Source organism: Anaerocolumna aminovalerica (assembly GCF_900115365.1).
GTDB classification, from domain to species: domain Bacteria; phylum Bacillota; class Clostridia; order Lachnospirales; family Lachnospiraceae; genus Anaerocolumna; species Anaerocolumna aminovalerica.
In genome coordinates this window covers 20,358-36,568 of record NZ_FOWD01000039.1, presented here as the reverse complement: position 1 = coordinate 36,568, position 16,211 = coordinate 20,358, and the positions used below count along the sequence as shown (strand labels likewise).

The window sequence follows — 16,211 nt, the reverse complement described above, 5'->3', positions numbered from 1 at the left end:
ACTCCTGATAGCGGTAATCGTGAATACGTTTGGTCTGAGCACCACAATGGGGGCAGGTTTGTATGGTAGGATTGGTTTCGATGAATATCCTAACATAATGATCTGCATGAACCACTTTCTTAATAAAAACATCTTCTAAATTCAGTAGATTTTTGGTACAATGAGAGTGCATCTATCGAAAACCTCCTTTTAATGTTTGTTTGGACGACGTGCATTTACTTAGAGGCTTCGTATAGATGCATTTTAATATAAAAAATAAAATGTTGGAAGTATGTCTTTTGCATACCCCAACATTTATTATAGAACCATATTAATAAAAATTAAACTATACAATATTATAATTACAGGTATTAAAGTGGTTTGTGGGTGAATAACTCATAAACCTCTTTTTTTCGATTTATTACTACAAGATATGGTATTATTAGCCTATTTTTTAAAATATTCCTTGTCTTTTTGTCGGATAGTATTTATAATATGCTTAAATGAAAGGAGAGGGGTAAAAATGATACAATCAAACGCATTCAACTACGTTAATATACTGAATAAAGCAGCTGATGCAAGCTGGCTTAGAAATGAATTAATATCGAATAACATTGCCAATGCCAGCACACCAAATTATAAAAGAAAAGATATTCAATTTCAGACATATTTAATGCGAGAAATGTCGGGAAAAGGTTCTTTGGATCAAAAAGTGGCAAATGCCAATCTAAATTCTTTAGAGGCTACGGTTTATACCGATCATGCTAATTTGTCCTATCGTTTAGATGGTAATAATGTTGATATTGATACAGAGAATGCAACTCTTACAGAAAATCAAATCAGATATTATACCCTTTTAGATTCAATGACAAAAGAATTTAGCAGAATAAAAACTGTGCTTGGTGGTAATTAGGAGGTAAATTATGTCTTACATGAATGGAATGAATATTAGTGCCAGCGGTATGAGTGCGCAAAGATTACGTATGGATATTATATCCCAGAATATTGCTAACGTGAACACTACCAGAGATGAGAACGGACATCCTTATAGACGTCAGACTGTTGTGTTTTCTGAAAAGACACCGGCACCTTTTGCCGGATTTTTAAATAGTGCTACAGGTGCAAGAAACGGAAGTGGAGTGAAAGTGACACAGATCATTAAAGATAACGAAACTCCTATGAAAATGGTTTATGATCCATCACATCCGGATGCCAATGAAGAAGGCTATGTAACTTATCCAAATGTAAATACAGTAACAGAAATGACAAATTTAATTGATGCCAGCAGATCTTATGAAGCTAATGTTACTGCATTTAATGCAACTAAAAATATGGCTTTAAAAGGTTTAGAGGTTGGAAAGTGATAAAAAATTATTGAACTAATTAATGCGTATACAATGGGAGATATGCAGGAAAGAGGAAAAAATGGACATATCATCTTTAAATAGTTTATCTGGTCTTAATAACTTATATAAAGAAAATAATAGTTTATCAAAAACAAATCGAAATGAAACCTTTGATAAATTATTTCAATCTGCACTTTCAATGGTTAAAGATACCAATCATTTAACCAATGCTGCAGAACAGGCAGAAATTTCCTATGCATTAGGATTAACAGATAGCACTCATGATCTTCAGGCTGCTCAAGAAAAAGCGAACATTTCTTTGCAATACACAGTTGCTGTAAGAAATAAAGTCTTGGAAGCTTATAAAGAGATTATGAATCTACAATTTTAACTTGATGACTAGGGGAGCGGTGAGATGACAGATAGATTAAAGAAGATACCGATTCAATTAAAAGAACAATGGAATAAGTATTCTAGTAAACAGAAGACAATAATCATAAGTGTAATTGCTGCTGTCTTTTTAGCGTTGATAATTTTATATGTTCTCTTAAGCAGGACACATTTTAAAACATTACTTGTTTGTGACACACCAAAAGATGCCAGCAAAGTTGCGGAACTGTTAAAAGGAGATGGCATCGGGTACAAACTGGGAGAGGACAATGTAACAATTTCAGTTGATGAAAAGAAACATGCAGATGCACTTCTGCTTATAGCAGGAAGTGATGTGCCATCTACCGGCTTTACAATAGAAACACTTATGAAAAATGATCTTAGTACAACAAACAAGGATAGAAACCTTAAAAATCATCTATATTTACAATCTGAGATTAGAAAATATTTAATCACCATGAAGGGAATAAAAGATGCACAAGTAACTTATGTTCCTGAAGATAATAGTTATAGTGTTCTAAAAGAGAAACAAGATTATCCGGCAAGTGTTGCTTTGACCATAACGGAAGATTTTGAAATCGGTACTGCCGAGACTGTAGCAGAGTATGTTGCAGCGGCTATTGGTAATGAAGCTACAGAAAAAATAAAAGTAATTGATCAAAATGGTAATTTACTATTTGGTGGTAAAGAGGATCTATATTCCGGTAGTGCAAGTTCCGTCTTAGAGTATAGAGAAAAGCTTCAGAATACATACAATAACAATATCTTACTATTAATGATGAAATTGGGATATGACGATGTCCAACCTATGTTTAACTGGTCACTAAATATGGACAAGGTTTCGGAATTATTTACGGAACAAATACCTGCGGAGGGCCAGGAACAGGGATTATATAAGAATTATTATTCCTATGAGGCAGAAAACACCGCTGGTAATGCAGGCGGTATCCCGGGAACCGATTCCAATGATGAAACTACATATAATATAGAAAACGGTGCTAACGGTTCCTCGTCTTCTGAATTACGGATTGAGTATTTACCAAGTGAAAGAGTTACCAATACAGAATACGAAGTAGGAGCAGTTATTCCGGAAGAATCTTCCGGCAGTATTGTATGCACAAAAGTAGTGCCTTATAAAGAAGAAGACTTAAAATTGCAAGGATTATTAAAGGATATGACTTTTGAAGAATATGTTCTTGCAAATGATGAAAGAAAACAATTAGACGTGGATGAAGAGGTATATACATTAGTTTCACTAGCAACAGGTATTGCAAGAGATAAAATTCAAATCTTAGCTTATGAACAGCCAGTATTTATCCCGGCACAATCTTCAAATAACTGGTCTTTATACTTACAGATCATTCTTGCAGTTTTAATAATAGCATTGTTGTTATTTGTAGTATTTAAGGGGACTTCACCAGCAGAAGTAACGGAATTAGAGCCTGAGTTATCTGTAGAACAGCTTTTAGCAACTACCAGAGAAAATCAAACTTTAGATGATATTGAATTTTCTGAAAAATCAGAGACCAAGAAGATGATTGAGAAATTTGTTGATGAGAATCCGGAAGCGGTTGCACAGCTACTAAGAAACTGGCTCACCGACGAATGGAATTAATCTAAGGAGGATAGCATATGGCTAAGGCAAGTGAATTATCAGGAGTACAAAAAGCTGCAGTGCTATTAATTGCTCTTGGACCTGAAAAATCAGCCACAATATTTAAGCATTTAAAAGAAGATGAAATAGAGCAGTTGACACTAGAAATTGCAAATACAAGAAGTGTTTCTCCGGCTACTAAGGAACAAGTATTAAATGAATTTTATGAAATTTGTTTAGCACAGCAATATATTACAGAGGGTGGTATTGCTTACGCAAAAGAATTACTGGAAAAAGCACTTGGAGAGGAAAAAGCGAAAAATGTTATTGGTAAGTTAACTGCTTCCTTACAGGTTAGACCTTTTGAATTCGTTCGTAAGGCGGATGCTTCTCAGATGTTAAACTTTATACAGGATGAACATCCTCAGACAATTGCACTTATTTTGTCCTATTTATCATCTGCACAGGCATCTGCAATTATTTCCTCCCTGCCACCGGATAAACAGGCAGATGTTGCAAGACGTATTGCACAAATGGATCGTACATCACCGGATGTAATTAAGGAAGTTGAAAGAGTTCTAGAACGCAAGCTATCTTCTTTAGTAAATCAAGATTACACAATTGTTGGCGGTGTAGATGCTATCGTTGCAATCCTCAATACAGTAGATAGAGGAACAGAAAAACACATTATGGAAACTCTTGAAATTGAAGATCCTGAATTGGCTGATGAAATCAGAAGAAAAATGTTCGTATTCGAAGATATTCTTTCCTTGGATGACAAATCCATTCAAAGAGTTCTTAGAGAAATTGATAATAATGAATTGGCTGTTGCTCTTAAAGGTTCTTCTGAAGAAGTTCAACAAGTTATCTTTAATAACTTATCAAAACGTCTTGGTACTATGATAAGAGAAGATATGGAATTCATGGGACCTGTACGTTTGAAAGATGTAGAAGAAGCACAGCAGAAGATTGTTAACGTTATTAGAAAATTAGAGGACTCCGCTGAAATTATTATTTCTAGAGGTGGAGGTGACGAGATAATTGTCTAATATTATAAAATCTCAGTTCGTTTATATTCATCAGAATGAAAAGAAAATGATAGATACGAATCAGTTATGTGAAAAAATCTTTTTGGATCGATTTACAACAGAGCCGGAGGAATATAATGCACAAGATGAATTGGCAGCAACAGAGGACGTTTTTTTTAAAGAAGGGATAAAAGCCACTGTAGTTGAAACAAGGATTACAGAGGAAGAAGAGAGGTCTGCCAACCAGCAAAGAGAAGATATTATAGCCGGGGCGAGACAGGAAGCAGCTGATATTATAGCAGAGGCTGAAGAAGAAGCAAAACAAATGCAGAATTCCCTGTACGAAGAAGCTTGTCAAAAAGGATACAACGAAGGACTTGAAAAAGGTAAAGCCGAAGTAGAAGAGACAAAAAAAGAATTGGACATGTTGATTCAAAAGCAAAAAGAGGATTACCAAAAACAAATAGAGACCTTAGAACCAGAATTTGTAAAACTCATGTGCAGTTATATTGAAAAAATCACAGGAATTATGGTAGAAGATAAGAAAGAAATTATCTTACATCTGATTCACAATGCATTAATCCATGGAGACAGGAGTAAGAATTATTTCATAAAAATTTCGAAGGATGATTACGATTTGGTATTATCTAAAAAAGAAGAACTATATGATTGCGTCGGGGAAGATGCTGTTATAGATATTATTATGGACAATGATCTAACTAAAAATCAATGCTTCATAGAAACAGACAATCGAGTGATTCATTGCAGCTTAGATGCAGAATTAAGCAGCTTGATTGAGGATTTGAAGATTCTTTCCCGTTGCTAAAACATAGAAATGACTTAAAAGATAATCCTGACGACTAAACAGTTAAAATGATTGAAAAGATAGTCGTGGAAATAATCTGAGAAAGTTTGGTACATATAATGATGACTGTTGATTTTGAAAAGTATAGGAAGTTACTTGATAAAAATTATGAAAAAACACTTGGAAAAGTTGTTAAAGTAGTTGGTTTAACCGTTGAATCCATAGGACCCAATGCCAATTTAAATGACCTATGTTATATCGTTTCAGGTGACAGAACTCAGACGGTCATGGCAGAGGTGGTTGGTTTTAGGGAAGATAGAATTCTATTGATGCCATATGGAAATGTAGAAGGTATCGGTGTTGGAAGCACTGTGGAATCAACTATGGCACCCCTTAAGGTACCTGTGGGAGAGGAACTGCTGGGGAAAACTTTAGATGGCTTAGGTAATCCCATTGATGATTATCAGCTGGATTTTCCAGAGTATTACTCGGTTTTGGCTGCTCCTCCCGATCCTATGAAACGAAAATTAATTGATCAGGTTCTGCCTTTAGGAGTAAAAGCGGTTGATGGAATGATTACAGTAGGCAAGGGACAAAGAATTGGTATCTTTGCCGGCAGTGGTGTAGGAAAAAGTACATTATTAGGTATGTTTGCAAGAAATACAAAAGCAGATATTAACGTAATCGCTCTTATTGGTGAACGTGGCAGGGAAGTTCGGGAATTTATCGAACGAGATTTAGGAGAAGAGGGTATGAAGCGTTCTGTTGTAGTGGTTGCTACTTCGGATAAGCCTGCATTAATACGTAAAAAAGCAGCTCAGACAGCCACTGCAATTGCAGAATATTTCAGAGACAAGGGAAAAGACGTCTTATTAATGATGGACTCCCTTACCCGATTTTCCATGGCACAAAGAGAGATCGGCCTGGCTTCCGGAGAACCGCCGGTAACAAGAGGTTATCCCCCCAGTGTATATTCAGAGATGCCAAAACTTTTAGAGCGGGCAGGATATGCTGAAACCGGATCTATTACCGGATTATATACCGTTCTGGTGGATGGTGATGACTTTAATGAGCCCATTACCGATACAGCAAGAGGTATTTTAGACGGACATATTATGCTGACACGTAAGATGGCTAATAAGAATCATTATCCAGCAATTGATGTATTACAGAGTATCTCCCGTGTTATGTCTTCTATTGTAACAGAGGAACATAAAGAGGTTTCGGGAAAACTTAAAATGGTATTGGCTACTTATAATGAAGCAGAGGATTTAATCAACATCGGTGCATATAAAAATGGCTCCAATAAGAGCATAGATTATGCCATTTCCAAAATAGAAGCAGTGAATAAATTTTTGCAGCAACGGGTAAATGAAAAGTTAGATTTTAATCAGGTTGTTGATCAATTAAAGGACATATTTGCTGAATAGGTGTAGGTAAAAGAATAAATTCTTTCTGCCAGAGATTTGTACTACGTACGAAAATCTCCAGACTTTAAAAGGAGCATATCTATATAGATGACCAAATTTATTTATAAAATGGAAAGCATTTTACAAATTAAATATAAAATGGAAGATCAAGCAAAAACTGCTTATGGAAATGCTCACGCGAAACTAATAAACGAACAGAAAAAATTAGAGGAGTTAGTAAATAAAAGGCAGTACTATGAAGACAAATTAACGAATCTGATGCATTCAAAACTAAAATTATTAGATATTAAGCAGTGTGAGAATGACATTGAAATTATGAAGTATTATATCAAACTTCAGCAGATAGAAGTAAAAAAAGCGGAACAGCAGCTGGAAGCAGCCAGGATTCGCTTAAATGATGCTATGGTTGAGAGAAAAACACATGAAAACCTGAAAGAAAAAGCATTTGAAGCTTTCATGCTGGAATATGAAGCTGAACAACGAAAAGAAATAGATGAATTGGTCAGCTTCCAATATAATAATCCTACCGATGACCAGGAGGAAGGTAATGGCTAAAAAAAATAAGAAAGATCGTATCGATACAACCAATAAAAAAGGTACGAAAGGAAAAGTTTTTGCAATACTCCTTATATTACTTATTGTTTTCGTTTGGTTAGCTATTTTTGCTTTATTAATTAAATTAGATGTTGGAGGATTCGGCAGTTCCATACTCCGTCCTTTAATCAAAGATGTTCCTATTATTAATAAGGTGTTACCGGATGTATCCGATGAACAATTAGCTTACGAGAATAACTATCCATATAAAACTTTGGAAGATGCTATAGAACGTATCAAAGAACTGGAATTAGAAATGGAAAATATATCAGACAATGATACGGATAGTACAGATAAGATTAAGGAATTAGAAGCAGAGATTACAAGACTGAAAGTATTTGAAGAAAACCAGCTGGCATTCGAAGAAAGACAGAAAGCTTTCGATACAGAGGTGGTATTTGGTGAAAATGCTCCAAGTATTGAAGAATATAAGAAGTATTACGAAAGCATTAATCCAACTCATGCAGAAGAAATATACAGACAAGTAGTAGAACAAGGGCAGATATCTAAATCCATTCAGGAAAAAGCAAATATATATAAAAAGATGAAACCAAAGGCTGCAGCACAAATATTGGAGACCATGACTGCAGATATTGATCTGGTAGCAGAAATGCTTCTTAGCATGAGCCCTTCTGAAAGTTCTGCTATTTTAGCAGAAATGGATTCTATAGCAGCTGCTAAGATAACTAAGAAAATGTTTGATTTAGGACAGGCAAAGGAATGACTTAATATGGTAAACCATTAATGGTTCCATTTAAGTATATACAAAAGCTTAAAAATACTATGAGAAAGGAGGGAAAGAAGGATGGTAGCACAGGGCGTTCAGTCAGTGTCCGCTAGAACCAATAGTTATAATTCTGCCAGCGGTAAAAAGAGTACAGAAGGTTCGGCATTTGATAGTATTATTAATGATAGCTTAAAATTCAATGACATAGCTAAAAACCATGTATCTCAGAAACAACAGAACAAGAATTTATCAGAGTATATAGGATATTCAAAAGAAGATACCAATATACAAAAAACAAATATTGAACTGGATAAAGCAAAGAATATTAAGAATCAAAATGCAATGAGAACCGGAGCAGCAAAAATAACAAATGGGGTGAGCGATTCTACTAATGTGGAAAGTGAAGCTGCAAAAGCTTTAAAGGAATTAGAGGATACTGTGAAAAAAGCTTTAAAGCTGACAGATGAAGAATATACAGAAGCTATGGAGATTCTTGGACTAACAACCATTGATTTATTAAACTTAGAGAATTTAAAGCAATTGCTATTAACGGTAAATGGTGCAGAAGATATTACCGAAGTTTTAACCAATGAGAATTTAGCAAATTCAATGGACAGTTTACTACAAGAGGTAAATAAGTTTCTTGAGCTAAATGAAGAATTACTAAAAGAATTGCAGGCAAAGAATTTATTTGACAGGGATTCAATAGAGAAATTAATGAGTCAAGGAGATATACAAAAGACAACCCAACCGGATCATTTAACAGATGAAAAGGTTAACGGAAGCCAAGAATCTAAAAAAGCAATTTCCGGTATATATGGGGATATTGAAGTGATAGTAGAAAAAGAAGAAAATATTCCTGTTTCCGGATTAGGTAATGGCAGACCGGAAGAATTTATGAATTCAATATCTTCTGACACACAAAGCCTAAGTAATGGAGAAAAGGGCCAATTAAGTTCTGCTAATTCTAACCTATTAGATGAAAGCGCAATACAGGATGATTCCGTTGAATTAGAAGGTAATTCCAAAGAAAATGAATTAAAGCTTGAACCACTAAATGATATGAATTCCTTTATTAATAATTTGACTACGGCGGCATTAGCCAAGGATTATGTTGATGGAGAGCAGATAACTGACACAAGAACCATACATGATATTGCAAATCAAATTCTGGAGCATTTAAAGGTAACTATAAAACCAGATGTAACTTCTATGGAATTACAACTGAATCCGGAACATTTAGGGAAAGTAGGACTGACGATTTTATCCAAAGACGGAAGTTTAACGGCGCAATTTACGGCTCAAACTGAAATGGCAAGAGAAGCTATTGAAAGTCGAATGCATGTATTGCTTGAAAATTTAAACAACCAGGGACTAAAGGTAGAATCTATAGAAGTTGCTGTTTCAAACTTTACATTTGATGAAAGCAGTCAAGCTGCGAAAGGTGAAGAACAACAAAGTAATTCCCGAAACAGAAATCATTTTAGAAGTGATGAAGAAATACTGGGTAGCACGGAAAGTGTATCTGAGTTAAATGGTATTGTTTCAGAAATTCTAGGACAAAACGGAAGCATTATCGATTATTCCACATAATGGAGAATGATAATAAGAAAGGAGGAGCTATGAGTGAATTAATACGACCAGTTAGTAACGGTAAAGTTGAGCCTAAAAAAAATTCCGCTGATAATACACCTACGTCAAGCCTTGGAAAAGATGCATTTTTACAATTACTAGTTACACAGATGAAGTATCAGGATCCATTAAACCCTAATACAGATACCCAATTTGTAGCACAGTTAGCAACTTTTTCACAATTGGAGCAGTTACAAAATCTCGGACAGACTTCAACCAATACGCAAGCCTTCAGCCTTGTAGGCAAAGATGTGGTAGTAAAAACCACTAATTCATCTGGTGACACAATATATAAGCAGGGTAAAGTGGACTATGTCAATATTTCCGGTGGAAAAGTACAATTATCCATTAACGGAAACAATTATTCCATGGATGATCTATCCCAGGTAATTGACAGCTACTTCCTTATTTTACAAGACATACCTAACATCAGAGAAAAGATTAATCTAGAGTTTGATAGGGATGAACCAAAGGATATCACTTTCCAAGTAAATATGGGTAAAGGTGATTATGTTGCTGATAACGTGGCAATTGTGATCAAAGGAAAGGTAATAGAGGAGAAACATATTAAGGTGGAAGGCAACAAGATTACTATTAGTAAAGAGGCATTAGCTGAGTTTGAACCTGGTATCTATAATGCAACAATAGTATTCAATGATCCCCTTTATACAACAGTTGCAGATAAAATTGCAATTAATATAAAAGGAACTCCGAGTGAACCTAAAGAACCAGAAGAACCAAAAGAGCCTTAAACTGCATACACAGATAGAAGAGATAAGTTAAAAACAGTGTTTAACCTAAAAACAGTGTTTTTAGCCTGAAGAATGAGGTATTTCAACCGGCAGTTTTTGTTAGTACATAAAGTTGCTCTTACAAAAAGGCGCTAAAGCGCAGGAAAAGAGGATAACATGAATCAAATTTCCAAAACAAACTTCTCTTCCATTGAGCAGATGACCGGGCAATTCTTAAAAACTGGAAGTGCTGCAGTAAAACAACCCCAGACAGGCAGGGCATCATTCCATGAACTGCTGTTAGAACAACAATCTCTTGTGAAACAGGAGCCGTTGAAATTTTCTAAGCATGCCAATGAAAGGCTGGCCAGTAGAAACATTGACTTATCGCAGGCTCAGTTAAACAGATTGGAAACCGGTGCAAAGAAAGCCGGGGAGAAGGGAATCCATGAATCACTAGTTATGATTGATGATATTGCATTTATAGTAAATATTAAAAATAATACTGTAGTAACTGCTGTTAATGACAGTGAAGAAAAAATATTTACCAATATAGATGGTGCTGTGATTGCTTAATGCCGGACCGAATGGGGGCATATTATCCTTGAACGCCAGATAGGATAAATAATACAAAAGCAGAACTTTGCTAATATCCCAATTATACATTGAAGAAGTTAAATTCCAAGAAAAAAGTACTTAAGAATACGTAAATTGGAGGAAATACAATTATGATGAGATCATTATACTCTGGTGTATCCGGACTTAGAGTTCACCAGACAAAGATGGATGTTATAGGTAATAATATTGCAAACGTAAATACAATCGGTTTTAAATCAAGTAAAGTAAACTTTTCTGATATATTTTATCAAACAACACAAAGTGCTACAGGTCCTAATGGTGAAACTGGAGCTGCAGGTCAAAATGCCATGCAGATTGGTCTTGGTTCAACGGTAGCTTCTATTAAAGCGTCTATTACACAGCATGGTGGTGCTCAAAGAACAGATGATCCATATGATATTATGATATCGGGAGATTCTTTCTTTATTGTAAACAGCGGCGGTACTAATTATTTTACTAAAGCAGGTGCTTTTGATATAGACGGTGCGGGAACCTTATGTACTCCATCCGGAGCCAAAGTTATGGGATGGCAGGTAGATCCAAAAGATGAGAAGAGAATATTGGCAGGGACTGTTTCAGAACTTAATATAATGTCTCCTGAAAATCAGTATTCAAAGCCGGAGGCAACTACAGCAGCTCGCATATTCGGTAATATTGACAGTCAAGACCCTCAGGTAGCAAGCACCGGTTCGGGAAAAAATGTAACAGTTGAGTTTTTTGATAGTTTAGGACATACTTATAAGGCAAATTACAATATAAAACAAAGCTCAGCAACTGATACCAATAAATATACTGTAACACTTACAGATATTACAGATGACAAGGGAAAATCTATATTTGCAACATATAATGAGACTACGAAAAAATATGAAGCAAAAACAGGTGTATCTGCTACTTTCGGAACAGGGTCAGGTACCGTAGCTGTTGATCCGGATACCGGTAAAGTTACATTAACCGGTGCAACATCTTCATTGGAATTTAACGGAGTAACAGGTAAATTTGAAAGTGTTGGAGGAACAGCAGGCAACAAAACAGTAACTTTGAAAGCAACAACGTCTCCGGATCCATTTAAAAATGTTGTTATAGATTTTTCAACCATTACCATGTTTTCTGAAAGTGGTTCCTCATCTCTGGAGTCTGCAAAAGGTGATTTAAATAACTTAGGTGCCGGTAAAAAAGTAGGTAATATGAATGGTATCAGCATTGATACTTCCGGTAAAATCTATGGTAAGTATGACAATGGTGACAGTCGGTTATTAGGACAGATTGCAGTTGCATCCTTTGCTAATCCGGCCGGTCTTGAAGCTATTGGTGATAACATGTTTGCACAAACTCTTAATTCAGGTGAATTTGATGGAATCGGTCATGATGTAAGCCGTGGCGGCGGAAAATTTACAACCGGTGTTCTTGAAATGTCCAATGTGGATTTATCACAAGAATTTACGGATATGATTACAACCCAAAGAGGTTTCCAGGCAAACTCAAGAATTATAACAACTTCTGATAGCTTATTGGAAGAGTTAGTAAACTTAAAACGATAAGTAACTTATAAATTAATTAATTTAAGAAACTCATTCAGAATGATATTTAATGTAGATATTTATTTGTATTAAGATGGTTTAATAAGTAATAACCGGTGGCAGGAAACTGCCGCCGGAATGAAAAAGTATGATACAACAGTGCACTTATATGTTTAATCACTATAAAATATTTTAAAGCATAACAGACACAATGAAAATGCTAAAATGCGGATGGGAGATAAATATGATTAATATTACTAAGATGAATAATGTGAACATTACAATTAACGATGATTTAATTGAATCAATTGAGGAAACTCCGGATACTGTAATTACCCTTACTACCGGTAAAAAATTAATAGTAAAAGAGAGTAGGGAAGAAATTATAGAGTTAGTAAAAAAATATAAGAAGGAGCTGTATCGGCTGGAAAATTAATATTATTTATAATATTTTACATAAATCAAAAGAGAAAAAATAATTCATATAAAAATATAAGTACAAAAGACTTAAGTTAGGTGGGTGACTATTTTGAATATCGCGTCCTTATTGGGAATAATAAGTGGTTTTGTGTTAATGGTATTTGGTATCGTATTTGTAATGACAACAAAAAGTATAGACATGTCATTATTAACAAACTTTTGGGATATTCCTTCCGTATTAATTACATTTGGTGGCTCCTTTACAACATTGATGACTATGGAACCAAGTATGAGAGCTTATCTTGAAAAACTTGCCTCTTTTCGACTGATTTTTAAGAATCTTCCTTCTAACGAAATGGAGACGATTCAGAATATTATAGCTTTATCTAATGTGGCAAGAAAAGAAGGGCTTTTGGCACTGGAAGAGACAGCTAATGGAATTGAAGATGAATTCTTGAAAAAGGGTATCTTATTAATCGTAGACGGTACTGATCCGGAATTGGTTCGAAGTATTTTAGAAACCGAATTAAATTGTATTGAAGGAAGACATAATGATGTAATTGGTTTCTGGGATAAGTTATCGGCTATGGGTCCTGCCTGGGGTATGATAGGTACATTAATCGGTCTTATAAACATGTTAAAAGACTTAAACGATGTGGCCACTATCGGACCTAATATGTCAGTTGCTTTAGTAACAACCTTTTATGGTTCTGTATTGGCTAACTGGATATGTATCCCTATTCTTAATAAATTAAAGATTAAGAATGCCGGGGAAATTATGATGAAAGAAGTAATAGTAGAAGGTCTTCTTTCCATACAAGCCGGCGAAAATCCTAGAGTTATAGAAGAAAAATTAAAATCCTTCTTAAAACCGGCAGTTCGTTCTGAATATGAACTTAATGAAGGCGGTGAAGAGATTGGCTAGACAAAAGAAGGGCGAAGAACCAAGTGCAGGAGCTCCCTGGCTGAATACATTCGCGGATTTAATGAATCTTTTGCTTTGCTTCTTTGTTGTACTATTTGCTTTCTCTAGTGTGGATGCAGAGAAATATGAACAGGTTGCTGCTTCCTTTGCAAATAATTTTAGCATCTTTAAAGGTGGCGGATCTGCTATTAATGAAGGCCAGTTAATTTCCACCGGTATAAAACAGATGAATAACCTAGGTGAATATGAAGATACCATGGGAGAAGCATCTAAAGAAACAGGTGAAAACTTAGACTCTGATAGTGAGATAAATATGAAACTAATGGAAGAGAAAAAAGAAGTTTCACAAACTATGTATGATAAACTTGCAGATTTGTCTGAAAAGTATAAAGTCAATGATTATATGGGAATCAGTATTGATTCGAGTTTTAATTATGTAAAATTATCCTTGAGCGGTTCCATATTATTTGATTCCGGTGAAGCAGCAATTAAAAAAGATGCATTGCAGCTCTTTAGTAAAGTCGGTGATATTTTAAGAACTTTTGATGGTTACAAAATTGAATTGGAAGGGCATACAGATAATGTCCCCATTCGTAACAGTAAGTTTGAAAGCAATAATTGGTTATCATCAGCGAGAGCATTAAATGCTGCCACCTACCTGATCGAGGAAAAGGGATTAAGCCCTGCGACGTTAAGTTGGACAGGCAGGGGAGAATATGATCCTGTGGCAAGCAATTCTACAGAGGAAGGCAGAGCCAAAAACCGTCGTGTAGAGATTAAAATATATAACGATGTTGGAAAATAATGCAAATGCAATAGTGTGATTTAATAAAAGCATGAATGTATTGTAAGCTGGGTTAAACGCGCTAAAAGAAAAAACGTAAGCTAGGAAAGGCACGGTATACCAATGAAAAAGAACATGTTATCTATTATTATTTTGGCAGTAGGTATTTTAAATGTTATATTAGGAGCAGTTATCGTTTTTACAGTGGTACCTACAGCAACTCGTACCAATAATTTGATTTCTAAAGTAGCCTCTGCGGTTGATTTAGAGTTGGCATCTACGGATAATTCAAAAAATCAAGTTAAGATTGAGGATATAGAAAATTTTTCAATTGATGATACGACCATTACATTAAAAAGAAGTGAAAATGATGCGAAAAATCATTATGCCTTAGTTTCTTCTGTATCCATATCTATTAATAAGAAATCAGCAGATTACAATAAATTAAAGCCTATAATAGAGACAGGCCAAGGTACCATTAAAGAAATCATATCAGATGAATTCTCAAAATATACAGTAGATACTGTTATGGATAATAAAGAAGCTATTAAATCAGAAATCCTAAGAAGGTTACAGGAAGAATTATATAATTCTGATTTTATTGTCGGATTATCTCTAGGAGAAACCCTCGTAGAATAAAAGATTTTGATGAATTTATTGGAAAAGTATGATATTATAATTACTAGAAAGAACTTGGGAGGTAGTGATAATGGGTGATGTCTTATCTCAAAACGAGATAGATAACCTACTAAAGGCGTTAAGCAGCGGTGAACTGGACGCAGATGATATGAAAGACAGTGGTGAAAAGCAAATTAAGAATTATGACTTTGCAAGACCATCCAAGTTTTCTAAAGAACATTTAAGAACCTTAGAAAATATATTTGAGCATTACGGAAGATTACTTTCAACCCATTTGCCAGGATATGTAAGAAAAAATGTTCAAGTTGAAGTGATGAATTCGGAGGCTGTTACATATTCAGAGTTTACCAATGCATTATCTAATCCGGTTTTATTAGGAATTATTGATTTTGCACCTTTAGAAGGAAATATTATTATTGAATTAGCTGATAATCTTGGTTATGCCATAGTTGACAGAATGCTTGGCGGTGGTGGGAATCCATTGGATAAAGCAAGAGAGTTTACAGAGATAGAGTTGACAATTATAGAAAGACTTTTTATTTTGTTTACGTCTTTACTAAGCGAGCCATGGAGTAATGTAGTGGAGGTGGAACCTAGATTAATAAGAATTGAAACCAACTCTCAATTTGCACAAATTATAGCGCCTAGTGAAATGACATCCATTGTTACTATGAATATAAAAATCGGTAACGTGGAAGGAATGATGAATGTTTGTCTTCCTTATGTTTGTCTTGAAAGTGTAATTGATAAGTTAAATACAAAATTCTGGTTTTCTACTATGCAGACCAAGGATGACAAAACCTATAGGGATTTCATTGAATATGCCATATCTAAAGCAAGGATTCCAGTTAGAGCTGTTCTTGGTAAAAGCACAATTTCGGTGAATGACTTTATGGGCTTACAATGCGGCGATATTATTAAACTTAATACAAAACTTGAGGATGAGTTAAATATTTATGTTGGAAACATAAATAAGTTTTCAGCTCTACCGGGAGCTGCTTCAGACTCCTATGCAGTCAAAATTTCATCAATTATTAGAGAGGAGTAGA

General features: G+C 34.9%; 18 protein-coding genes and 1 pseudogene. 18 read left to right on the top strand and 1 reads right to left on the bottom strand.

The window, feature by feature from the left end; translation table 11 throughout:
- Nucleotides 1–172: pseudogene (locus BM183_RS21700) on the bottom strand (ISL3 family transposase); the annotation flags it as partial.
- A gap of 330 nt (nt 173–502) precedes the next feature.
- On the opposite strand from BM183_RS21700, the gene flgB reads away from it, so the two are divergent.
- The 18 genes from flgB to fliM all read left to right on the top strand — a co-directional run bounded on the left by flgB (nt 503) and on the right by fliM (nt 16,210).
- Nucleotides 503–892, top strand: coding sequence for a flagellar basal body rod protein FlgB (flgB, locus tag BM183_RS16865; RefSeq protein WP_091688158.1), 390 nt, complete (start codon nt 503–505; stop codon nt 890–892).
- Nucleotides 893–902: 10 nt separating this feature from the next.
- Nucleotides 903–1,343: a flagellar basal body rod protein FlgC gene (gene flgC / locus BM183_RS16860; RefSeq protein ID WP_091688156.1), complete on the top strand. Its 441-nt coding sequence runs from the start codon at nt 903–905 to the stop codon at nt 1,341–1,343.
- Nucleotides 1,344–1,404: 61 nt separating this feature from the next.
- Entirely contained in the window at nt 1,405–1,716 is a 312-nt protein-coding gene (gene fliE, locus BM183_RS16855; RefSeq protein ID WP_170848054.1) for a flagellar hook-basal body complex protein FliE, read from the top strand.
- A gap of 24 nt (nt 1,717–1,740) precedes the next feature.
- The gene (locus BM183_RS16850; RefSeq protein ID WP_091688151.1) at nt 1,741–3,330 is read left to right on the top strand and encodes a hypothetical protein; all 1,590 of its coding nucleotides are present in this window, start codon (nt 1,741–1,743) and stop codon (nt 3,328–3,330) included.
- A gap of 17 nt (nt 3,331–3,347) precedes the next feature.
- Complete coding sequence (gene fliG, locus BM183_RS16845; RefSeq protein ID WP_091688149.1) at nt 3,348–4,358, top strand: flagellar motor switch protein FliG; 1,011 nt, start codon at nt 3,348–3,350, stop codon at nt 4,356–4,358.
- Nucleotides 4,351–5,163, top strand: a complete 813-nt coding sequence (locus BM183_RS16840; RefSeq protein WP_091688147.1) for a FliH/SctL family protein — start codon at nt 4,351–4,353, stop codon at nt 5,161–5,163. Before fliG ends, BM183_RS16840 begins: the two co-directional genes overlap by 8 nt.
- A 101-nt stretch (nt 5,164–5,264) precedes the next feature.
- Nucleotides 5,265–6,572, top strand: a complete 1,308-nt coding sequence (gene fliI / locus BM183_RS16835; RefSeq protein ID WP_091688164.1) for a flagellar protein export ATPase FliI — start codon at nt 5,265–5,267, stop codon at nt 6,570–6,572.
- Between the two features lie 87 nt (nt 6,573–6,659).
- Nucleotides 6,660–7,127, top strand: coding sequence for a flagellar export protein FliJ (gene fliJ / locus BM183_RS16830; protein WP_091688145.1), 468 nt, complete (start codon nt 6,660–6,662; stop codon nt 7,125–7,127).
- Complete coding sequence (locus BM183_RS16825; RefSeq protein ID WP_091688143.1) at nt 7,120–7,890, top strand: MotE family protein; 771 nt, start codon at nt 7,120–7,122, stop codon at nt 7,888–7,890. The genes fliJ and BM183_RS16825 overlap by 8 nt, the downstream gene beginning before the upstream one ends.
- A gap of 81 nt (nt 7,891–7,971) precedes the next feature.
- On the top strand, nt 7,972–9,486 hold the full coding sequence (locus BM183_RS16820) for a flagellar hook-length control protein FliK (protein WP_091688141.1): 1,515 nt from the start codon (nt 7,972–7,974) through the stop codon (nt 9,484–9,486).
- A 29-nt stretch (nt 9,487–9,515) separates the two neighbouring features.
- The gene (locus tag BM183_RS16815) at nt 9,516–10,277 is read left to right on the top strand and encodes a flagellar hook capping FlgD N-terminal domain-containing protein (protein WP_091688139.1); all 762 of its coding nucleotides are present in this window, start codon (nt 9,516–9,518) and stop codon (nt 10,275–10,277) included.
- 156 nt (nt 10,278–10,433) lie between these two features.
- Nucleotides 10,434–10,832, top strand: coding sequence for a TIGR02530 family flagellar biosynthesis protein (locus BM183_RS16810; protein ID WP_091688138.1), 399 nt, complete (start codon nt 10,434–10,436; stop codon nt 10,830–10,832).
- A 152-nt stretch (nt 10,833–10,984) separates the two neighbouring features.
- Nucleotides 10,985–12,415 (top strand): flagellar hook protein FlgE, encoded by a 1,431-nt coding sequence (locus tag BM183_RS16805; protein ID WP_091688136.1) that lies wholly within the window; start codon nt 10,985–10,987, stop codon nt 12,413–12,415.
- Between the two features lie 223 nt (nt 12,416–12,638).
- Nucleotides 12,639–12,830 carry a flagellar FlbD family protein gene (locus BM183_RS16800; RefSeq protein WP_091688134.1) on the top strand — a complete coding sequence of 64 codons (192 nt, stop codon included), beginning with the start codon at nt 12,639–12,641 and terminating at the stop codon, nt 12,828–12,830.
- An 84-nt stretch (nt 12,831–12,914) separates the two neighbouring features.
- Nucleotides 12,915–13,739 (top strand): motility protein A, encoded by an 825-nt coding sequence (locus BM183_RS16795; protein ID WP_334293616.1) that lies wholly within the window; start codon nt 12,915–12,917, stop codon nt 13,737–13,739.
- Nucleotides 13,723–14,544 carry a flagellar motor protein MotB gene (locus BM183_RS16790; protein WP_242961038.1) on the top strand — a complete coding sequence of 274 codons (822 nt, stop codon included), beginning with the start codon at nt 13,723–13,725 and terminating at the stop codon, nt 14,542–14,544. The genes BM183_RS16795 and BM183_RS16790 overlap by 17 nt, the downstream gene beginning before the upstream one ends.
- Nucleotides 14,545–14,646: 102 nt before the next feature.
- Entirely contained in the window at nt 14,647–15,162 is a 516-nt protein-coding gene (locus tag BM183_RS16785) for a hypothetical protein (RefSeq protein ID WP_091688130.1), read from the top strand.
- A 70-nt stretch (nt 15,163–15,232) separates the two neighbouring features.
- Nucleotides 15,233–16,210, top strand: coding sequence for a flagellar motor switch protein FliM (gene fliM, locus BM183_RS16780; RefSeq protein WP_091688128.1), 978 nt, complete (start codon nt 15,233–15,235; stop codon nt 16,208–16,210).
- Nucleotide 16,211 lies beyond the last annotated feature (1 nt).